The 20,664-nt window shown below is 45.9% G+C and carries 18 protein-coding genes; 7 read left to right on the forward strand and 11 right to left on the reverse strand.

Going from position 1 to position 20,664, the window contains the following annotated elements; all coding sequences use genetic code 11:
• Positions 1 to 45: 45 nt before the first annotated feature.
• The 6 genes from QUA10_RS26515 to QUA10_RS26540 all read right to left on the reverse strand — a co-directional run bounded on the left by QUA10_RS26515 (position 46) and on the right by QUA10_RS26540 (position 8,789).
• A complete protein-coding gene (locus QUA10_RS26515; RefSeq protein ID WP_333085532.1) occupies positions 46 to 1,281 on the reverse strand; it encodes a DUF262 domain-containing protein in 1,236 nt (411 codons plus the stop codon).
• Between the two features lie 160 nt (positions 1,282 to 1,441).
• Entirely contained in the window at positions 1,442 to 3,613 is a 2,172-nt protein-coding gene (locus QUA10_RS26520) for a caspase family protein (protein ID WP_333085530.1), read from the reverse strand.
• Between the two features lie 207 nt (positions 3,614 to 3,820).
• A complete protein-coding gene (sat, locus tag QUA10_RS26525) occupies positions 3,821 to 5,002 on the reverse strand; it encodes a sulfate adenylyltransferase (RefSeq protein ID WP_333085529.1) in 1,182 nt (393 codons plus the stop codon).
• A 162-nt stretch (positions 5,003 to 5,164) separates the two neighbouring features.
• Complete coding sequence (locus QUA10_RS26530; protein WP_333085528.1) at positions 5,165 to 6,259, reverse strand: DUF6745 domain-containing protein; 1,095 nt, start codon at positions 6,257 to 6,259, stop codon at positions 5,165 to 5,167.
• A gap of 122 nt (positions 6,260 to 6,381) precedes the next feature.
• Complete coding sequence (locus tag QUA10_RS26535; protein WP_333085527.1) at positions 6,382 to 6,981, reverse strand: hypothetical protein; 600 nt, start codon at positions 6,979 to 6,981, stop codon at positions 6,382 to 6,384.
• A gap of 335 nt (positions 6,982 to 7,316) precedes the next feature.
• On the reverse strand, positions 7,317 to 8,789 hold the full coding sequence (locus QUA10_RS26540; RefSeq protein WP_333085526.1) for a site-2 protease family protein: 1,473 nt from the start codon (positions 8,787 to 8,789) through the stop codon (positions 7,317 to 7,319).
• Positions 8,790 to 8,822: 33 nt separating this feature from the next.
• Here QUA10_RS26540 and QUA10_RS26545 point away from each other — a divergent pair, with 33 nt between their 5' ends.
• The 4 genes from QUA10_RS26545 to QUA10_RS26560 all read left to right on the forward strand — a co-directional run bounded on the left by QUA10_RS26545 (position 8,823) and on the right by QUA10_RS26560 (position 14,164).
• Positions 8,823 to 9,497 (forward strand): MBL fold metallo-hydrolase, encoded by a 675-nt coding sequence (locus QUA10_RS26545; protein WP_333085525.1) that lies wholly within the window; start codon positions 8,823 to 8,825, stop codon positions 9,495 to 9,497.
• Between the two features lie 152 nt (positions 9,498 to 9,649).
• Complete coding sequence (locus tag QUA10_RS26550) at positions 9,650 to 10,210, forward strand: sugar O-acetyltransferase (RefSeq protein WP_333085524.1); 561 nt, start codon at positions 9,650 to 9,652, stop codon at positions 10,208 to 10,210.
• 281 nt (positions 10,211 to 10,491) lie between these two features.
• Complete coding sequence (locus tag QUA10_RS26555) at positions 10,492 to 10,956, forward strand: hypothetical protein (RefSeq protein WP_333064027.1); 465 nt, start codon at positions 10,492 to 10,494, stop codon at positions 10,954 to 10,956.
• An 829-nt stretch (positions 10,957 to 11,785) separates the two neighbouring features.
• Positions 11,786 to 14,164: a cache domain-containing protein gene (locus QUA10_RS26560; protein ID WP_333085523.1), complete on the forward strand. Its 2,379-nt coding sequence runs from the start codon at positions 11,786 to 11,788 to the stop codon at positions 14,162 to 14,164.
• A 278-nt stretch (positions 14,165 to 14,442) separates the two neighbouring features.
• Here QUA10_RS26560 and QUA10_RS26565 read toward each other — a convergent pair whose 3' ends face one another.
• Positions 14,443 to 15,042, reverse strand: coding sequence for a cytochrome b/b6 domain-containing protein (locus QUA10_RS26565; protein ID WP_333085522.1), 600 nt, complete (start codon positions 15,040 to 15,042; stop codon positions 14,443 to 14,445).
• A 197-nt stretch (positions 15,043 to 15,239) separates the two neighbouring features.
• On the opposite strand from QUA10_RS26565, the gene QUA10_RS26570 reads away from it, so the two are divergent.
• Positions 15,240 to 15,821, forward strand: coding sequence for a manganese efflux pump MntP family protein (locus tag QUA10_RS26570; RefSeq protein WP_333085521.1), 582 nt, complete (start codon positions 15,240 to 15,242; stop codon positions 15,819 to 15,821).
• Between the two features lie 113 nt (positions 15,822 to 15,934).
• On the forward strand, positions 15,935 to 16,489 hold the full coding sequence (locus QUA10_RS26575) for a glutathione S-transferase family protein (protein ID WP_333085533.1): 555 nt from the start codon (positions 15,935 to 15,937) through the stop codon (positions 16,487 to 16,489).
• A gap of 84 nt (positions 16,490 to 16,573) precedes the next feature.
• Here QUA10_RS26575 and QUA10_RS26580 read toward each other — a convergent pair whose 3' ends face one another.
• The 3 genes from QUA10_RS26580 to QUA10_RS26590 form a co-directional block, all read right to left on the reverse strand.
• Positions 16,574 to 16,711, reverse strand: coding sequence for a photosystem II reaction center protein K (locus QUA10_RS26580; RefSeq protein WP_006634808.1), 138 nt, complete (start codon positions 16,709 to 16,711; stop codon positions 16,574 to 16,576).
• 60 nt (positions 16,712 to 16,771) lie between these two features.
• On the reverse strand, positions 16,772 to 17,902 hold the full coding sequence (tgt, locus tag QUA10_RS26585) for a tRNA guanosine(34) transglycosylase Tgt (protein ID WP_333085520.1): 1,131 nt from the start codon (positions 17,900 to 17,902) through the stop codon (positions 16,772 to 16,774).
• Between the two features lie 225 nt (positions 17,903 to 18,127).
• Entirely contained in the window at positions 18,128 to 18,577 is a 450-nt protein-coding gene (locus QUA10_RS26590; protein WP_333085519.1) for a hypothetical protein, read from the reverse strand.
• A 259-nt stretch (positions 18,578 to 18,836) separates the two neighbouring features.
• On the opposite strand from QUA10_RS26590, the gene cobS reads away from it, so the two are divergent.
• On the forward strand, positions 18,837 to 19,634 hold the full coding sequence (gene cobS / locus QUA10_RS26595; RefSeq protein ID WP_190732248.1) for an adenosylcobinamide-GDP ribazoletransferase: 798 nt from the start codon (positions 18,837 to 18,839) through the stop codon (positions 19,632 to 19,634).
• On the opposite strand, the gene QUA10_RS26600 is transcribed toward cobS, so the two are convergent.
• Positions 19,631 to 20,257, reverse strand: a complete 627-nt coding sequence (locus QUA10_RS26600; RefSeq protein ID WP_333085517.1) for a hypothetical protein — start codon at positions 20,255 to 20,257, stop codon at positions 19,631 to 19,633. The two genes, cobS and QUA10_RS26600, sit on opposite strands and share 4 nt — an antisense overlap.
• Between the last annotated feature and the right edge of the window lie 407 nt (positions 20,258 to 20,664).

The raw sequence follows: 20,664 nt of genomic DNA on the forward strand, positions 1-20,664 counted from the left end.
GAAGTGATTGCCTCTTTGACTGGATATCCATTCATATTAAATGGGTTATCTGTAGCAAATATTTAGGAAAATGGTATAATAGATACTGGATATTGAGCCGGAGGAATGTTGAGAAGTTATTTTATTAAAAATGAAATGAAATGATTCAATCTTCCTGAGAATTTTCAATAAAGCTCTCAGTGTTAGATTCTGCTCTCTATACGCTCTAATAAGGGATAGAACCATTGGCATTTGTTGCTTAACACTCAATATATTTAATGCTTCCAAACATTCTTTCAGCTCATTTTCTTCTGGAGTCCATGAATAATTATTTGGGCTTCTTATAGAAGCATAGTAATCAGCGTTTTGTTGAAATTCAATTAACAATGAGAAAGCTGCATCGGAATTAGAAATATGTTTTTTTATTTCACCGAATAACTTTTGTTCAGTAGTATCTGCATATTTTGAAAGCCAATGGTGGTGTAAAAATGATGTCATTGCATTTTCTATGCCATAGTCATCAAACTTGTCCAATATGTTGTTCCAGATAATTTTAGCGTTATCTAATGTTTTATTGGAAGACTGAACTTTTTTGAGTAATAGATTCTTCACTAAATCAGGTGTAGTTAGATCTTTACCTCTAGTATTTAGTGTTTCAAAAATTAAGTAAGCATCATCTTCATTATCTAACTGAATAAAAACCAGCTTCAGTGATAGAATTTTATTTCTTATGGTTTTGAGGCGATCTATTATAGCAAGCCTACTTTCCTCCAATAACTCAATTTTGGCATCGTTTTCTTTCCATCCTGGAATAAAGGAAGAAAGCTTTTTGTTTATTAATTCAAAGGCATTTTTAAGTTTCAACTCTTCATGTCCTACTTTACACTTAACCTTTGCTCCTTCAAAGCTTTGGATATGAGCTTGTAAATATGGAAACGAAGTTTCAGAGTTAAGGATAAATTCATTTACATTATCTATAGTTGGTTTTTCAATAAAATTATGAACACCTATGGAGAGGTTTTCGTCACCAAGTATACGAAAAGCATTTCGTATAGCCGCGAGCATTAATGTAATGGTTGTTAATCTCTGTTGACCATCTACTATTCCAAAATTTCGTTTTTTTGTTTTATAAACAACCATTGATCCAATAAAATATTGATCGTGATCTTCAATAACAACATCATCCCAGAAATTGTTGACTTCCTCTTCACTCCAAGAATAAGGTCTTTGAAATCTTGGTATTTGGAAATAACCCATAGAAAAAATTTCTTGAACTTCTTTATCATTTGCCTCAATTTTCATTAGCGTTTTTTCCCTAAATCGCACTACATAATTTAGATGCCACCAGATTTGATATCTACTACACCCCCACTCTACCAGTTTAATAGCACCGGACTTGATATGAGTTGTTAGTTGTCATAACAAATGCCCAATGCCCAATGCCCAATGCCTAATTATCAAATTAAACTACCCGATAAACAAAACTCAGAGTTGCCCAAACATTCACATCCAAAGCCAAATCATCCGTCGATATCCCCACTTTCTGCACCCCCGGAATGCTAGCGGCGTGCAAATCTTCGAGCACCGCCCGCGCCACATTTAAAGGATTCAACAACACTCGAATTGGCAGGGCATCCCTCGTTTGCTGCATTTCGGCTTCTATTGCAGCCAGAGTTTGAGCGAAGGGACTCTCACTAAATATAATCAGAGTTTCCGCAAGTCCGATCGACCCCGATACCGCCCACCCGCTCCCCCCAGCCGCCGGCAGAGTCAAATTCTCCCCAGGAGCGATCGCCCGCGACCTTGCCCCCACAGCGTCTTTGCCCTCAGCGCCGAGCACAGACAGCCGTCCCGCGCTGTCCGAGCCAAACACCGCAAAGTAAACCGGGCGATCACTGTCGTTATACAGTCTGTACCGAACTCGACTGCCTTCTGTCAAACTTAGTATATGAGCGCTGGCGGATTTCTCACTTTCCCCGCTCAGCGGTTCCAGCCGATAATCAGCGCCTGCCCGCACCGGCTCTCGCTGCGCCACGGCCCGCGCTTGGGGTGCAGTAGTTGCCAGCACTGCTCGCACCTTGAGGCGTGAAGACCCCTCATTAGCTGTCAGCCGCAGCAACTTCCCCGCCTGCAGCGCTTTCAACTGCGGAGTCAAGCGCTGCACCGCCACCTTGACTGCTTCTCCCCCATCGCCCTCAGTATCGGGAATCAGCATTTGAGCCAAAGAAAACAAACCGTAACGGCTTTGAGACAAAGCAGGCTCGTGAGGCGAGACTGTTTCGGCTAAAGTCGTTTCCGGGACTCTGCCGAACCGACAGTCAGCCAATTGCTCGCTGCCTACCGCCGAAACTTGCGGCACAGTCGCAAAGGCGCTGGTGGCGTCCACCCGCTCGATGCGTTCCAAACCAGAGTCCAAAGCTACTGTCAAACCGATGTTTCGCGGCAATACCCGAATTTCTTCCCTCACCACTTCGCCGACTCTTAATTGCCCGAAAGTTCGATCGAACCCGTCTACAACTTGGGCTTTAGCAGAGAGGCCCGTGCGTCCCCGCAGCAAAAGCCTCGCGCCCTCGGAGTCATCCACGGCAAACACAGAACCCCCGGAGCACTCCAAAACCGAGGGCGACAAACCCCCCAGCCACAACTGCACAGTTTTGCCTCCGTCTTCCACGGCCGTCACAGCGCCGTCAGATGCAGGGGAATTCAACATTAAATTTGAAAAATTCACCGCCGGCGCGGCTGTTAAATCGTGATTGAGAATTTGCGGTTGCTGCGATAACCCCGCGATTTGCTCGACATTACCTGCAGCGCGACTGAAATTGACACTGAAGCTGCTAGCGGGAGTTGCCCACCACAAAATTTGGGTGAGGGCGTAGGTAAACAAACCTGCGGTAAATCCGCCCCACTCTTGTTCGGCGACGAGTTGGGAATCCGCACCGGCGGCAAGTAAGGTGGCCGCAGGACGAAGATTCTTGCGGGTTCGGAGGTCTTGGGCAAACGTTAATTCTGCGAGGCCCGGCTCGCCGATGGTGGGGCGGGGGCGGGAGCGAATGCGAAAGTTGCCGTTTGTGGGGAAACCCCGATAGTGGTAGCTGGTGTCGAGGATGGCGATCGCATTTTCTGTCGCGAGCGATCGCATCAACAGCAACAGCGTTTCCTCTAAAATATCGTTCACCGCCCGGTTTGCTAACAACGGCAAAACATCATCCGCCGGCACCAAACTGTTTTGGATTTTTCCGGGAGACTCGCCCAAACTGACTCGGCTACCGCAGCCACTAAAGTGAAAAACTACCACGTCACCGGGTTTTGCTTGTTGAGTCAAGTGAGTGATAAAAGCCGTCTCGATATTCTCCCTCGTCGCTTGAGCGTCAGTCAAAGTCAAAATGTCCGACGGCACAAACCCAAACCGATGTATCAGTAGTTCCCGCTGCAATTCCACATCCGTGACACAGCCGTGCAGGGGCGAGTCTGGATATTTGTCAACGCCCACCAACAAAGCCAATTTCCTGGCTGTCGGCTGCGCTAAGGCTTGGAGGTAGCCATCACCCAACGGCAGCCACAGGGCCTCGCTGATGCCGATGGCGGCCAGCACCCGGCCAGCTTGCTGCAAAAATTCCCGCCGCTTGAGTCCCATTTTTAAATAGCTTTGAATTTTAAGTTTTGAATTTTAAGTTAAATTCCCCTCAATAATTTTAGGGGAATTAATTAGATTGTGACTGTTTAGTATGAAGGGAGTTTTTAAGTTTTAACTTTTGAGCTTTAAGTTGAAAATTTCCCATTTAAAACTCAAAACTCAAAATTCAAAACTCTTGAGAATGTCGCCGACACCCAAGTTCAAGATTTAAATCTCGTAATTGAAAATATTCATTGCCTTGGCTAATTCTGCAGCGACTTCCGGCCGGGAAAACTGCGGCGGCGGCAATTTTCCAGCGCGCAGCATTTCCCGAACTTTGGTTCCCGACAAATGCACCCGTTGTTCGGGAGTGCTTGGGCTTGTTTTAGTTGTAGCCATTTGTTCCGTCAGTTTGCAATAGAAAGCGTGCTCGAATTTCATCGGCACAATTCCCAATTCTCCCGGCTCAAATTCATCAAAAATATGTTGGGCATCGTAAGTGCCGTAATAATCGCCAACTCCAGCGTGATCGCGCCCCACGATAAAGTGAGTGCAGCCGTAGTTTTTGCGGATTAAAGCATGAAAAATTGCTTCTCGCGGCCCGGCGTAGCGCATCGCCGCCGGATTAATTGCCAAAATTACGCGATCTTTTGGATAATATTTTTCTAGCAGAATTTCGTAGCAGCGCATCCGCACGTCAGCGGCGATGTCGTCATCCTTAGTCGTCCCGACTAGCGGGTGCAGGAACAAGCCGTCTACTGTTTCTAAGGCGCATTTTTGAATGTATTCGTGTGCCCGGTGGATGGGGTTTCGGGTTTGGAAACCGACTATGGTTTTCCATCCTTTTTCTGTGAACAGCATTCTCGATTTCGCCGGGTCAATTTGGTATTGGGGAAAGCGGACATCTAGTTCGCGTTCCAGCAGCCAAATGTCGCCTGCGAGGTTAACGGGCCCGGATTTGTCTACTACTTGGACGCCCGGGTGTTTGAGGTCATCGGTGCGGTAGACGTTGAGGGCTTCTTCTTCTTTACTGTAGTGATATTTTTCTGCAAGTTCCAAGAGCCCGACAAATTTGCCCGCCGGCGAGTCGAGGCGCACTAAAGTTCCTGCTTTCAGGGGGGCAGCGACTTCTTCTGTTACCGAGAGGGTGATGGGAACCGACCACGGAAGGCCGTTGGAGAGGCGCATTTGTTTAACGACCGATCGATAATCAGCTTCGTTCATGAACCCTTTGAGGGGACTCAGGGCGCCGATGGCGATCATTTGCAGGTCGGAGATTGATCGATCCGACAATTGGACTCGCGGCAGGGACTCTGCTTTGTCGAAAAATTCTTGTCTTTGGTCTAGTGTGGCAATGCGGTGGACCAGGGTGCCGCCGTGAGGGGCAATGCGGTCTGAATGCTGGCTCATGTCGATTTGAAGTTGTGGGTTTTAGCTGCCAGAGTACATAGTATCAAGCGGTGGCTGCAATTCTACATTTTTTAATTGTTCTGGACTTGTGCAGAACGCTGGTTTTGTGGCGCTGTAATTCTTTAACTCTAAACTCGCGCACTCAAAACTCTAAAGTTTCCCTCAAGTCTGGACTTGAAATTCTTCGGGATCTATTCCCCAATTTACCCAGCTAATCGCTTCTTTAGCCGAACCCACTTTTGGCGGCACTCGCAAAACATGAAGGTGTCCCGTACTCGGACAAGTCATCTTTAACAAATAAATTGGCTCTATGTCAATATTATTCTCAATTTTCAACAAAGTATATTCTTGGTAGGGGTAGCCCCCCGTGGCTACCCACTTATCCCATTCTGTTGCTTGCAATTCTTGACAAATTCTCGGATAGCCGATCGCCTGAATCAAAACTCGCCGCACTTCGGCATTATGTTCTGTTAACAGCCATGAAGCTTGCCAAGATTGCGGCGGAACTTGACCGATTATTTCCGGCAGTCGGACGCCACGATAAGAGTATACACTGAAATTGTCAGCAAATTCAACGGCTGGTTGACATAAAGCGTGGAGCAAATATTCGCTATCAAAATGAAGTTGGATCGGGCGATCGCACACAAAGCACTTTTTCTCAAACGGGTAAATCCAGCCACAGTTTTCTACTAAAGATTTAAAGGCTGAGTATAAAGAGCGATCGTACTCCAAATTTAACACGCCAATACAAAAATCCACCCAACTTCCGTGACAGGCTGACAGTTCGGAAACTATGTTGTTATTATGATAAACCTGATCGATTAGGAATCTCTGAAATCTCCCGCCTAACTTCCTTGCTAATTTGACGTAAACTTCGTCTTTAACATGAAGGTGGAGTTGATTGATCAGTTGAGCGTACAGCGGATTATAGAGTTGGCTGTAAATTTGATTTTCCAGTTCCCGGCCGAGTTGACTTCTTAATATATCGTACAATTCATTATGAATTTTGTTTCTGATTTCGCTGGCTATTCCCAGACCAGAATCGCGTATCCTTAGCGGTTCAATTGCTTGCAAAGCTATGTAAGGGCTGTCACAGAAAATAATTTCCGGTTCAGGACAGCCGATGATGTTGTAGGCGGTGTTGATGGCCGCTGTAGCTTGCGGGCGATCGAGTGGTTCTATCGAAAGTCCAATTTGTCGCCACTTCTCGCGATAGATCGGAATTAGCGCTATTTGTTCTGGAGTAATTGCGATCATTTGTACAGCTAGATTATTTAAGTGGCGGTCAAACTTTTTTGCTCTCGCATCCGGCAAAAAAATATCATTAATTTTGTAATAACAACATAATTTTACCTACCTATTTTATTAGAGTCGTTAAATTATTTGTATGAATTAACAATTGTTTGCAAAACACCTAAAATCATAGGAACATTATCAAGACAATAAACATCAGCATCAATAATTAAATTATTTCCATCTAATTTAAGAAACCGCCAGACAACGCCAGTAGTTACGCAGCCATATACTGCAGGTATCGAATTGTGTTCGCGTTCGTTAAATAGCTGAGCAGCTACCATTTGTGCTGCACACTGCGGCAGACAAGATTCTATTTCTGGGCCTTTCGTTTCTCTCAATGCAAAAACCGGAACTTTAATTTCAAAATCAAACGGCACGGAAGACAAAAGAAAGTCGCATTCCCCATTCAATCCCTGCTCAACATCTACATCAAACGACCAACCAGAAAAAATAGAAAATTGTCTGTTGTTCCTTTCTCTAAATTCTAACATAAGAGGAGAAATAATCCGTTCCGAACGTTCTTTGGCAGTTGTAACAGCAGTGTGAGAACTAATTTCGAGGGTTCTCCAAAACCATTCTGAGGGTTCTACAGGAACAACCTTGGCACTCCAAATAGGACTGAGTGACGGTTCCAATCCAAATCGATCTTTTAATTGTTGGAAAGTAAAGGATTTGTAAGACATATTTCTCAGATAAGTCGCTGAAACTCTAGATTACTGGGAGAGAGAAAGCGAATTGACCGACGCTAAACTCGTTTGTATACAAGACTTACGCCTTAGAAACCCGGTTTCTGGGAGAAATCGTGGTTTTGTAGAGAAATATCTAGGAAGAAACCGGGTTCTCACCGCGTAAGTCCTAATATAGCAACCCTTGCAGAAGTGGTAAACCTCTCTTTTCTTCCTTCTTTCCTCTTCTTTCTATCGCCCGATCACTCAATCCTTCTGCCCTCTTTATTGTTTCTTTTTTTTCTATCCGTTACATCCGTTACATAATCCGTTGCCGAACTTCCTTCTTCCTTCTAAACATTTAACCACTCAAGGAGTACCCTGGGCGCCGGCAACAAAATCATTAACAAAAGCCCGATCGCCACCAACCCCAAAAAATCCCGCCGATTATCCAATTCACTGACATCATTCAACGCCGGTTCGTCGTTTAGTGGCGTGAAAAACAAAATAATTGCCCACAGCAGCAAACCCTGTTCCAAAAAAGAAAGCAGCAGCATACAAAGTCTAGCAACTTGCCCGATCGCCATACTCGCTCGCTGGCCGAACATCGCGTGCACGATGTGCCCGCCGTCGAGTTGTCCCACTGGCATCAAATTAAACGCCGTCACGATCAAACCCAAATAACCCGCCACCGCTACCGGATGCAAATCGATCGCAGTTTCCGCATTCAAAGCGCCACCCAAGGTTAACTTGCTCAACAAAGTCATCAGCAGCGAAACACTGGGTTTGAAAGAGTCAAAATTTAACATTCCCGACTTGTCAGACAGCGGTACAATAGTCGAATGATTCAAACCCCAAATTAATAATGGCACTGTCACCACTAAACCCGCAAGGGGGCCGGCAATGCTAACATCAAATAAAGCTCGGCGGTTGGGAATTGGACTCCGTATTTGAATGAATGCCCCAAAAGTTCCCAAGAAAAAAGGAATCGGGATAAAATAAGGCAAAGTCGTGCGAATTTTGTAGAATCGGGCAGCTAAATAGTGGCCGGATTCGTGAATGGCTAAAATTGTAATTAGAGCCAGTGAGTAAGACAAACCCTGGAGCAACATTGATGAGTTGGACTGCAAAGCTTGTTCAGTAACTCCGGCAATTCGCGCCCCGACAAGCGTAGTCGTAAACACCGTGATCAGCAGCAAAGCTAATGCAAAAAATGGCCGAGTTACAGATTCGGTTTTGACCGGAGTTTCCCCTGATTGGTGGCTGGGATTGGGAACTATAGCAAAAAAAGGTTGACCGCTCAAGCTGTTTTGAAATACTACCAAAAAGCGATCGCCAAAAAGCCTCTCCACATTCTCCCGAATTGTTTGATAAGCAGCCTCCGGGTTGGTTCGCAACTGTCCGCGACAAATTACAGCCTGCGGCCGAAATTCCAAATCTCGCAAAAAGTAAATGGACCAAGGAAAACAATCGCGCAAACTCGCTTCTTCCGCTGCATCTATCGGGCGCACGGGGGGTTTTGGCTTTACAGGTTCAGTCGCAGAGTTTGCTAGCTGCTCTGCTGTTTCGGCGGTAATTTTCTTGCGCCCCAACTGTACCAAAAACCAATACAAAAAAGGACAAACCAGAAAAGGTATAATTACCAACTCCGGCGGTACAGTTTTGCTGGTACCGTAAACTAAAATCCAACCACTCCAAATCAGCGCGGGCGCCATCATTACCAGCCACAACAGCCATATCGGAGTTCTGGTGATGCGGCTGGTGCCGTTCTGCAACAAGTAGTACGATATCAGCCCCAATACGAACAACCATAGTAAAAAGAACATAATATTTATCCCATTCCCTTCTGAAATACTTCCTTGAAACAACAGAGTTTAGTCTCCAAACAACCCAGGCCCGTACTCGACAATATCCTGGCTTTCCCGCCTAACCGGGATACCCTGGGTGCAACAGCCTATTTCATTGTAGAAAACCAAACTAACATCCTGGTGGATTGTCCCGCTTGGGATGAGATTAACCAAACATTTTTGCGGGAACACGGCGGCGTGCGACTGCTGTTTCTCACCCACCGTGGCGCTATCGCCAAGGCGCGGGAGATTCAGGAAGCCACGGGCTGCGAGATCCTGATTCAAGAGCAGGAAGCTTATTTACTGCCGGGTTTGAAGGTGACAGTTTTTGAGCGACAATTTGTTGTGAGCGATCGAATGAAAGCATTTTGGACTCCTGGCCATTCTCCTGGTTCCTCTTGCCTTTATCATAATGGCAGCGGTGGAGTGCTGTTTTCGGGTAGGCACTTGCTCCCCAACCGAGAAGCCGCCCCAGTACCGCTGTGGACGCCAAAAACTTTTCACTGGCCCAGGCAAATTAACAGCGTGAAGTCAATTATCGATCGATTTTCGCCAGAAACTTTACAGTATATTTGTCCCGGTGCAAATACTGGTTTTTTGCGGGGAAAAGGATCGATCGATCGAGCTTTTGAGCAATTAGCCAATCTGGATTTAGCTGTTTGTTTGCAGTCAAAACCTGAACCCTAAATGTATGCTACAACATCAAAAAATGAGCTGACGCGCTAATTATAGCGGTAAGGTGCGCCTAGCGCACCCTACATTATTCTTCAGTCTCTTAGAGATGAATTTCGTTGGTGAAGTAGCGGTTGAAACCGCCGATTCTTACCTTGGAAAAAACTGTGGAAAAAACCGAAAAACAAAAAATGCTCGCCGGTGAATTGTATTTAGCTGCTGATGAGCAACTAATTTTAGATCGTCAGCGAGCTCGCCGCCTCGCCAGAACTTACAATTCTACCCGCGAAGACGAACCAGACAAACGGTTAGAAATTCTCGCAGAATGGTTCGGTGCAGTTGGGCCAAAAGTTGAAATCGAGCCACCTTTCTACTGCGACTATGGCAGCAATATTTATGCGGGAAACGGATTGTACATGAATTTTGGTTGCGTGATTCTCGACTGCAATCGAGTTAACATTGGCGAAAATTTACTGTGCGGGCCCAACGTACAAATTTACACCGCTCTTCACCCCACAGACCCGGAAATAAGGCTTTCTGGCCAAGAACTCGCCGCTGAAATTAATATTGGCAATAATGTTTGGATTGGCGGCGGCAGTATTATTTGTCCAGGAGTCACTATTGGCGACAATAGCACGATCGGCGCAGGCAGTGTTGTTGTCAAAGATATTCCCGCAAACGTCGTGGCGGCGGGGAATCCTTGCCGAATCATCCGGCATCTACCATGATGTGGTATGATCGACACACTCGTGCGATCGGCTCCTTGGAGCTTAACCCAAAAATTTTAGGTATTAGAACAGGCGGTTTGAGATTTTTCACGTAAAATCCCCAAAAAAAACCGTGCAATAAATTTCAAATCTCAAATCTCAAATCGCTTAATATCAAATCCGTTAGCATCGGAATAGTAAATTCGAGTTGACTGTTGACAGTGAACAGTCAACATCATTCCGGTGTAACCGGAAATGATATAATTTCTTGTTCCCGGTTTCCACACTACCAAGCTTTTCTTATGACGACTGCAACAGTTTATCCCAACGCTCCCGATCTCTGCACCGACGACTACATAGCAGTCGGTGTAGCTACCTGCTTCATCAAAGAAGAAGGCGAAGTTTTTGAAGTGCAAGTAATCGAAGCTATTCCCTCAGCAGCTTTGGAAGCAATTTTGAAGGGAATTCCCACATCTTATTTAATGATTTGCGGGACGACTTTGGGAGCAGTGCTCGACGGCGAAACACCCAAAATGTTGCCAGAATTCCCGACCTCAGCTCAGTTTAGCGAAGAATTTGCCTTTCGGGCGATCGCTGCTGCCCGCACTTACAAAATCCGCCCCCAAGCTCAACTTCACATTCCCTTGGGAACAGTTCGCAACGACTTTACTTATTCCTTAGAACGCAAAAGAGTGCTCAACTCCGAGCGCGTCATTCGCACGGAAGACAATGTGAAACAGCACGAACACACTCACAAGGTTCTTTAAACAAATCCCGCAACTGGGGCAATTTAACAGTGCCTCAGCCAGCGGATGCACCGAAAATACTTTTGATTGTTGAGATATAAATTAAAAATTTAACAAGTTTTTCCTTCATTAAGCTGTTACGCATTTAAATTGGAAATTGGGGACAGGCTAGAAGCCCGTCCCACAACAGTTTTATTTATTTTTGACACACAGTTTAAATGTATAACAGCTTAATAATGAACGAAAAACTTTTAATATTTCGTTATTAAGCAATACTGCGGACAGTTTTTGATTGCCAACAGTATAATAAGGGTTTCAAGACAATTCAGAAATAGAACTATCAACGGAATATCTAAGGTTTCAGAGTAGGAAATAAAAGCAGTCTGGACTATTGATTAAGACACACACCAAACATCTCAACCTAAAAAGTCTACTGCTCACATCACCTAAATAACATCAATTATTAACGACTGTAAAAAAGAATTAAGTAGTTGATGATTTTTTTTAATTGCTCAAAAATGTGGTATGATATTATTCCTGTTTAACAAAGTGATATCAAATCGGTAGCCTCGGAATTAATATTACCCACCGCTTTCGACACGGCAGTGCCGTGTCCCTACAATTAATCTGGGTATGGAAACGGCACTGCCGTGTCCTTTAGATCATAAGGAGTGCAACCGGAAACGATAGGAGCCGCTCGGCGGGAAAAAATTAAAAAATCCCCGCAATTATTGAATGCTAGTAGGTAGTTTAAGACTACTGGCAGGCGGGCGAGTATATCGTAGGTGAGCTAAGGATTTCAATCTCACAAATTGGTCAAACCATGCGAAGCTTTGCGAGAGTAAAGTGGTTGAAATTAACTCGACTATTGCCAGCAGAATTAAAGAGCAAATACCATCTTGGGTATCAAACTGCGCTCTTAATTTTGGGGGTAACAATTCTGGCAGCTAGCATCACTGGTTGTATTAGCTATCAAAGCGTTCGCCGCTTGATTATCACCAAAAGCGAGCGAAATGCTTTGTTAGAAGTTAGGGATCGCGCCAACAAGATCGATCGCTGGCTGGGCACGAGAAAGGCTGAGCTCGAAATCCTCGCCAATACTACTCCCGTTCGTTCGATGAATTGGTCCGTGGCAGCGCCTTATTTAAAATCGGAAGTAAATCGACTACAAAAATTCCAATACTTCGCATTAATTGATCGCGACGGTTCTTATTTCACCACAAAAGTCGGCAAAGCGTTGATTAATGTGAGTGATCGCCCCCACTTCAAAAAGGCAATGGCTGGGGAAGTTTATGTTTCCGATCCTACCATTTCTCGCACCATCAAAAAACAAAGGATTGTTCCCATTTCGGCTCCGGTGTGGTCAAATTCGGCAAATTCTATTGATAAAACAGCACAAAAGCCGATTGGAGTAATGAACGGAGTCATTAGCATCGACCGAATTGCCCAAGTAGTAAGAAAGCTGGAATATGACCCCGGAACTTACGCTTTTGTTCTCAATTCTCAAGGAGTGCCGATTGTGCATCCCGACGCTCGATTAATCGGAAATATCGACAATTCGGCTCCCAGTCTTTTAGAGTCCGCAGATGCTAATTTGGCAAATGTAGCCCGGGAGATGGTGTATCAAAAAACGGGCATTGTGCTGACTCAAATCAACGACGCCAGAGTTTATGTTGCCTATCTTCCTTTAGAACAAGCTGAATGGTCTATCGCCCTCGTAATTCCCCGCGACAATCTCGAAAAAGAACTTTTTCCTTTCAAGATACTAGCAGTAACCGTCGGCGTACTTGCCACCGCAGCTATTCTCGCAGCAATTGTGGCCCTCAAGCTGTTTGCCCTAAATTGCATTCGCAGTCGCACAGAAGGCCTTCTCCACCGCTTGACCGGCCGCATTCGCGCTTCCTTGCACCTCGATCGCATCCTCCAAACTACAGTAGACGAACTCGGTACTTTACTAAAGCTCGATCGAGCAATTTTCGCATGGTACGACCCCCGACAAGATACTTTAGAATTTGGCTGGGAATATTGCCGGGAAGGTTTGCCAACGCGCTTGGGAATCTTTGGTGTTGCAGGAGGGCCCTCTGGAGATTTAGCTGCACGGCTTCACCGCTGCGAAACGATACTGCTACATAAAACGGCCGCCCCTGATGCCACAGCGTCTGAGGAACACGCCCATATCGAACTCACAAATAGTCACTACGCAGCGGTACCCGTACTAACTCAGAATCATCGGCTGGGATATCTGTTCGCCTGTGCAAACCGTCGGTTTGCAACTCCCGACGAGGTGGAAGTTTTGGAAGCAATTGCCGACTCGCTGGCGATCGCAATTTCCCAATCCCAACTCCACGGGCAAATTCAAGAAGAACTCAAACTTTTGGAAGAAGTATTAGCCAAACTCAGAATCACCGAAGAGCATTTAGTACAAAGCGAAAAAATTACAATGGTGGGTCAACTAGCCGCCGAAGTTGCCCAGGAAATTAATAACCCGATTAACTTTATTTACGGCCGCCTGATTCACCTCAACGATTATATCAAAGATTTGCTCCATATAATTCACCTCTATCGAGAACAATATCCAGAACCTGTGCCACGAATTGCCAAAAAAATAGAGACTTGCGACCTAGATTTTATCAGCCAAGAGTTGCCGCAAATCCTCAATTTTTTGAAAATAGGAGCCGATGGCATTCGCCAGATAGTCCTGGCTTTGAGGAAATTTTCACTTCCTGACGAAGCCAACAAAGAACACGCCAACGTTAATGAGAGCATCGACAATATTTTGCTGTTGCTGGCTCACAGACTGGAGCAAAAAATATTAGTAGTCAAGGAATACCACAACCTGCCGCCAACTTTGTGTTATCCCGCTCAACTGAGTCAGGTATTCGCGAGTCTGATCTGCCATGCTATAGATGCAGTTAAAAGTATTGAAAACTCTGCTCAAATTATTACAATCAAAACCGATATTTTCGAGGATGATACAGGCAGGTTTATTGTTGTATCTATCGCCCACAATGGCTCTATAATTCCGCCGGAAATTCAACCCAGAATGTTTGAGCAGTTTTCCCCTACTAAATCATTTAAAAATTTTACAGGGTTGGATCTGTCGGTGTGCTATAAAATTATTGTAGAATTGCACAGCGGCAGGCTGACAGTTGAATCTCCGGTTCAATCTCAAATTAAATCTCAAACTGGGGGGGGTGCTGAGTTTAGGGTAAAATTGCCGATCGTTTGATCTCGCATTTTGCCGCCTGGGAAACCCGTCGCAAATCTTGCTAGCAAGCGGCGCGCAAAGCTGAATTTCGGTTGGTAGTGAGGACTTGAGTCGTGATAAAACAGAGGGCTGAAGTCCTCACTAAAAAGCTAACGATCATTGGTTAAGCCAAATTGCTATGATAGGATTAGGGAAATAATAAAGGTGCAACCACAGCAAACAACCAGCCCCCCATTACCAAGACTTCCGCAACAATTAATAAAATATTTCTGTTCATTTTCAAATTAAGCATTTTGACATTAAGATCGATCGACCAAAGAGCGAATTTTATTCCACCAAGCCGCCGGCGAATCTTCCGAGCGATAGGCGGCATCAAACATCGACAAAATTAGCGGCAAACCCCCCACCTTCGCACTCATCAACAAGTGCATTGCCAGACAAAATACCAATACCACCCAACCCGAAGCGTGTAAATAATACCAAACCTGCGTCAATTCCCCAGCCGGCAACCATTCTTCCTTAACCATACTGCCAGAAGCGAGCGAAAAAGTCAGTGCCAGCAACATCAACGTATTCACAATCCGGTGCAAACTGTACCACCAAATCGGTTTTCCCAACTGCGTTAGTTTGCCAAAAGAATCGGGCTGCACCAAGCGTTTTTGACCTGCGTGAAAACTGTACAATGCAAAAGTCGGCATTATTCCTAACAGCAACATCTTGCCAAAAGTGCCGTGAATCCCGATAATATCTGCAATCTCAGGCACGGGGACTTTGCCAAACCGCCCATCGTAGGTGTTGTAAACCAGAAATGCGCTCAAAATTGCTAAAAGGGCGATCGCAGCGTTAACCCCATGCAGTAATCTCAGCAGCAATGGCTGGTAGGGTCTAGATGGCGCCATAGTCGATTCTGCTACTTCATAAATAATCTTTTACACAATACAGCTAAGCGCTGATTTTTTCAACCCTCGCCAATTGTGAAATAAATGTGAGTCAAAAATGAATAGATTATGATAATAACGCACTTTTATCAAAATTTAGTGTAAACTAAAACGGTCAAGATGAACACTTTATTTATAGCATATAACACCTTACAAAAATGGATGCAGCCACTACCATATTACTTTCGTTGGGACTAGCAGCAGATGCTTTTGCGGTTGCTGTTTCTAGCGGCTTAGCAATCAAACACATGAAGGTCAATAAAGCTTTAAAAATTGCCTTGTTTTTCGGAGGTTTTCAAGCTTTAATGCCCGTAATAGGATGGTTGATAGGTCTTAGCTTTAGTTTTTTGATAACACCGATCGACCATTGGATCGCTTTTGGGCTTTTGAGTTTCATTGGCGGGAGAATGATTTATGAATCGCTGCAAAGCGAAGAATGCGAGAAAAAGTTCAATCCCTTAGATACAGGGACTTTGATAACGCTATCGGTGGCGACGAGTATCGATGCTCTCGCGGTTGGCCTCGGATTTGCTGTCCTGAAAGATTCTATTGCTCCTGCGGTGACTGCGATCGGATTTATTACTTTCTTTTTAGCCTTTGCAGGCGTGTTGATCGGGCACAAGTGCGGCAACTTGTTTGCAAATAAAATTGAGATATTGGGCGGAGCAATTTTGATTTTTATTGGCAGCAGAATCTTGTTTCTGCACTTGACAGAGGTGCCATTAGTTATCGGCAATTAGTAATGAGTCAGTAGTCATTAGTCGAACAGTGACATCAAAGTCTCTAGTGACTCCAATTCCCAATTCCCAAAAAATGCTATAACAGCAATATTGTGTTAAAGGATAAAATTTTCGTGCTGAAACTTTACGGCGCAGCCCGCAGCAGGGCCTCAATTGTCAAGTGGTATCTAGAAGAAATAGGAGTTCCCTACGAATTCGTCACCCTAGATATGCAAGCAGGGGCACACTTGCAGCCAGAGTATCTCGAAATTAACCCGATCGGCAAAGTACCCGCGATCGCCGACGGAGATTTTAAACTTTGGGAATCCGGCGCAATTCTGCTGTATTTAGCTCAAAAATATGGTAAAATGCCAGACACTTTGGAGCAGCAAGCTCAAATCGTGCAGTGGGTCACGTTTGCTAACGCCACCCTGGGGCCGGGAATATTTACAGAAGCAAGTCGCGATCGCGAAACTCCCAAGTTGTTAAAACCGTTAAATGAAATCTTCGAGAAACAGCCGTTTTTAATGGGTAATGAATTTGGCGTAGCCGACGCAGCAGTCGGATCAATGTTGGCCTACATTCCGATGATGCTAAAACTAGACCTCAGTGCTTATCCGGCTGTTGTAGATTACATCAAGCGGATCACAGAAAGACCGGCATTCAAAAGTGCGATCGGCGGTAGCTGAAGGCAGAAAGAACAACGAAACAAAACTTAATAGCTAAAAGCAGGGGCAATTTGTGAATTGCCCCTGCTTTTGATGAAATCAAACTTATCTAAATCCGACAGCCGCCTGCCAAACAAAAGCCAGCAGCAAGAAAAATACGGGAATGACCGGCAAAACATTAACCAAAGGCTCAAAAATCGAATAAGCTTCGGGCAGTTTTGCTAAGAGTAATGCAGCTTCCATGAATCAACCTACCTATCCAACACAATTTTCATAATTGTCGCATATCTTCACCCAAGGCAATCATGATTGATCGACTCTCGGTGCCAGCCAGTAGGCAAACTCTTCAGTAAATCGATCGGCCAAAATCGCCTCCCGCATCCTCCCCGTAAAGCGAATCAACTCCGTCACATTGTGAAGCGCCAGCAAAGTATACCCCAGCACTTCGTTAGCCCGCGCCAAATGGGCCAAATAAGCCCGACTGAATTTTTGGCAGGTATAACAAGGACAAGACTCATCCAGCGGCGCAAAATCCTCCCGGAACCGAGCATTTTTCAAATTCCAGCGTTCCCCACCAACAAAAGCCGTCCCGTGGCGGGCCAGCCGAGTTGGAATCACGCAGTCAAACATATCTACGCCACTCGCCACCGCCAGCGCCATTTCCCGATAAGTCCCAATCCCCATCAAATAACGCGGTTTATTTGCCGGCAACAGAGGCGCAGTCACCTTCACAATTTCTGCGATCAAATCCCCCGATTCCCCCACACTAACCCCGCCGATGGCGTAGCCTGGTAAATCTAAATCTACCAACTGGTTCGCCGCGCGCGATCGCAAATCGGGGAAAACGCCCCCCTGCACAATTCCAAACAAAGCTTGATCCGGGCGCGAGTGAGCTTGAATGCAGCGTTGCAGCCAGCGGTAAGTGCGATTTGTGGCAGCCTCCACCTCCTCCCGCGTAGCGGGGTAAGGGGGACACTCGTCAAAGGCCATAATCACATCGGCGCCCAACTCATTCTGAATTTCGATCGATCGTTCCGGCGTCAAATTAATCATGCGGCCATCGCGGGGAGAGCGAAAAGTCACCCCATCATCAGTAATCTTCCGCATTTGGCTCAAGCTAAACACCTGAAAGCCACCCGAATCCGTCAGCATCGGGCCCGGCCAAGCCATAAATTTGTGCAATCCGCCCGCGCCTGCGACAATTGCTTCCCCCGGCTGCAAATGCAAGTGATAAGTATTTGCCAAAACCATTTGAGAACCCGCCGCCTCAAGATGTGCCGGGGTCAAAGTTTTGACATTAGCCAGCGTCCCTACCGGCATAAATTTAGGCGTTTCCACCACACCGTGGGGAGTGGTAAAAACCCCTGCACGGGCTTGGGTATGGCTGCAATTAGCCTGACATTTAAAAGTAAATCTCGCGTTGTCTTCAGTCATTAGTCCCCGACGATCGTTAACCGCTACTCGGCCGTCCGTGTTATCTAATCTATTGTTGATGACATCGCGACAAAAAACTCATGACCCCGCCCAAAAACGGATACAAGTTTCCGACAATCGTCGTGGAGGGCAAAAAATTTTAGACCTTAGTTCTAACTCCCAGATTCAATGCTGCAAGTAAATCTAAAATCTAAAATCTAAAATCTAAAATCGACTGACTGACGATTAAAACGGGGAATCATCGTCGTCCAATTGCAGATCCCAGTTGCCTGAGAGTACCTGATCGACAACCGCATCCAAAGCGGCAGCATTTAAATTCCGGGCAAATTGCTCTTGCAAAGGATTGGAGAGGGGAATTAACCGCAACTGCCGTCCATCTTGAATCAGGTCAAAATAAGCACCATCTTCAGGGGACTGTTTCAGTTCCAGGTAATCAAAACTATACACGTTCAAATAAAGCGCATGGTTGGCAATCAGGGTCGAACGGTGGGGGTTGGCGAAGACTTCGAGCACATAACCTTCCCCTTCGCTATAAATCTGGCCATCTTGGATGTGAAGGTAGCGGACACGTCCTAAATCAAACAGCAATCTTTTGATATCGCGTTTGTTGACGACAATCCCTGTATCGATGATGCAAGGAGCAACTACCCTGTTATTCAATTGATCGTGACTCATGTAGTAAAAGCCTCTGTTGTAGTATTTTCCCGTCTTGAACATCAGGGAGTTAGCTAGAATTCTTGGGAAGGGAAACGCGGATCTTGAGTTTAGTCATTTTAGATAGGGAGCTTTGGGATCGCTGCCGACAGAGGTTTTCCGGGGAAAAGAGCGGGCGACAGGAGGAATGCTCGATCCAAAAAACTAGGGTGTTACAGTCCAATTCTGGCACACGCTAATCGATTGACAACTGCATACCAGATGAAAAATTTTCTATCTTATGGTGCATGATAAATGGGTTCGCTCTACGATCGACTTTTTCCGGAATCAAGGCGCTGCCATAGCAGCCGCAGTCGCTTTTTATACTTGTTTGCCGGTACCGGTGTCTTGGACTTTGGAGTTTCGGGGCATTGCCCGCTTGGCACCGGCGATCGGGCTTTTGATTGGGGGGATGCTGGGACTGGGGGATGTTGGGTTGCAGTTGTTGGGAATGCCTGCTCTGACTCGATCGGCCTTGGTGGTAGTCTTGGGCATCGCCGTGACTGGCGGGCTGCACCTAGACGGCGCAATGGACGCGGCGGACGGGCTGGCTGTACCCGACCCCGTGCGTCGGCTGGAAGTCATGCGGGACAGCGTTACAGGAGCCTTTGGGGCAATGGCTGCGATCGCGATCGTGCTGCTGAAAACTGCCGCTCTCTCGGACTTGAATAACTATCGGTGGCTGGCTTTGATGGGTGTCGCAGGTTGGGGGAGGTGGGCCCAACTGGTGGCGATCGCCCGCTATCCCTATCTCCGGGCAGAGGGTAAGGGAGCTTTTCACAAAGAATCTATTTATTCTCCTTTTGATTTTATACCAGGAGTGCTGTTGCTGCTGAGTTTGAGCGTGGTGCAAGTTGTCTTGGAGGGCGATCGGTGGCTGTTGGCGGTGGGGATGGCTTTGGGGGGAAGTGCGATCGGCATTTTTGCCGGAGCCTGGTTTAACCACCGTTTGGGCGGCCACACGGGCGATACTTACGGTGCTGTAGTCGAGTGGACGGAGGCTTTGTTGCTGTGTCTTTTGGCGGCTTTGGAAGGTTAAATTGTTTCTGAGTTAACCGCACCATTCTGCATCATCCAAACGAAAAAGCTGAGGATTTGCTCCACAGGGGGCAGAGGATAGACGGATAAGTCGATCATCACAGTTTGATTTTCGAGTTTGATAAATTGCCATTGAATGCCATTACTCACGCTCCCATAGATGATGGGGATGTTTTTTTCTTTGGCTTGATTGAAGCGTTGAGCGGCAACCATTTCGGCAATACACTGACCCAATCCGCTTTTGAGGTCGGTCTTTTTAGCTTCGACAATTACAACGGCGGGGGCTTCAATTTCTAGGATTTCGGACGATCGCGTCAGTAGAAAATCAAACACTCCATTCAGTCCGACAGCTTCGTCGATGGTGAAATCTTCGCCGGAAAAAAGGCTAATTTGGCGATCGAGAATCCGCCTCACTTCCAGCAGTACGGGATAGATGATTCCTTCCGATCGCGCTTTTTCACTTCCCGATGTAGCGACGATGGGGAGGCTATCTTTGAGAGTACCGCTGAGAATGTCTGAAGGTGCGATCGGGCTTAGCGGCGGTATAAAGCGATCTCCCTCTTGGACTGTGAGAGCGAAAGCTTGTTTCGCTTTGGCGATCGTAGTAAATTGACTGTATGGCATAATTTTTTCTAGTTGACCTTTATAGGTTTTGTTTCGCTATTAATTACTGTAAATGATATTAATCGTGGCTACAATTCTCCTCGAACGGTACGGTGTTGCAAGGGAAATAAGTCTTCGAGTTGAGTGACAGATTATTGGTCGGGTTGTCCAGTTTTTCGAGTACATTGCGAATCGAAACTCTACCCAACAAAAACTGGCGTTGCTGATTTACGGTATGAAGGGCTAAATATGCAAGTCATAAAAACCACTATCTACAAAATTTAATTAAACTTAACTATTGTTTTTGAAGCTTTTACCTATGGTTCAAGCATTATTTTCAACCAATTTAACAAACTGTAGTTTAGACTAAAGAATGAGCGCAGCTAAAAGTAGCCACCTTTGAATCTCAGGCAAGCTGTTGCTCAAAA

It is taken from the genome of Microcoleus sp. Pol8_D6, assembly GCF_036700965.1.
GTDB lineage: Bacteria > Cyanobacteriota > Cyanobacteriia > Cyanobacteriales > Microcoleaceae > Microcoleus.

Bases quoted from the DNA above. Each gene is read 5' to 3' on its own strand.
- QUA10_RS26600 (WP_333085517.1), bottom strand. From the start codon at position 20,257: ATGCCATACAGTCAATTTACTACGATCGCCAAAGCGAAACAAGCTTTC.
- QUA10_RS26520 (WP_333085530.1), bottom strand. From the start codon at position 3,613: ATGGGACTCAAGCGGCGGGAATTTTTGCAGCAAGCTGGCCGGGTGCTG.
- QUA10_RS26590 (WP_333085519.1), bottom strand. From the start codon at position 18,577: ATGAGTCACGATCAATTGAATAACAGGGTAGTTGCTCCTTGCATCATC.
- QUA10_RS26580 (WP_006634808.1), bottom strand. From the start codon at position 16,711: ATGGAAGCTGCATTACTCTTAGCAAAACTGCCCGAAGCTTATTCGATT.
- QUA10_RS26535 (WP_333085527.1), bottom strand. From the start codon at position 6,981: ATGTCTTACAAATCCTTTACTTTCCAACAATTAAAAGATCGATTTGGA.
- sat (WP_333085529.1), bottom strand. From the start codon at position 5,002: ATGAGCCAGCATTCAGACCGCATTGCCCCTCACGGCGGCACCCTGGTC.
- QUA10_RS26540 (WP_333085526.1), bottom strand. From the start codon at position 8,789: ATGTTCTTTTTACTATGGTTGTTCGTATTGGGGCTGATATCGTACTAC.
- QUA10_RS26570 (WP_333085521.1), top strand. From the start codon at position 15,240: ATGGATGCAGCCACTACCATATTACTTTCGTTGGGACTAGCAGCAGAT.
- QUA10_RS26555 (WP_333064027.1), top strand. From the start codon at position 10,492: ATGACGACTGCAACAGTTTATCCCAACGCTCCCGATCTCTGCACCGAC.
- cobS (WP_190732248.1), top strand. From the start codon at position 18,837: ATGGTGCATGATAAATGGGTTCGCTCTACGATCGACTTTTTCCGGAAT.
- tgt (WP_333085520.1), bottom strand. From the start codon at position 17,902: ATGACTGAAGACAACGCGAGATTTACTTTTAAATGTCAGGCTAATTGC.
- QUA10_RS26565 (WP_333085522.1), bottom strand. From the start codon at position 15,042: ATGGCGCCATCTAGACCCTACCAGCCATTGCTGCTGAGATTACTGCAT.
- QUA10_RS26515 (WP_333085532.1), bottom strand. From the start codon at position 1,281: ATGAAAATTGAGGCAAATGATAAAGAAGTTCAAGAAATTTTTTCTATG.
- QUA10_RS26530 (WP_333085528.1), bottom strand. From the start codon at position 6,259: ATGATCGCAATTACTCCAGAACAAATAGCGCTAATTCCGATCTATCGC.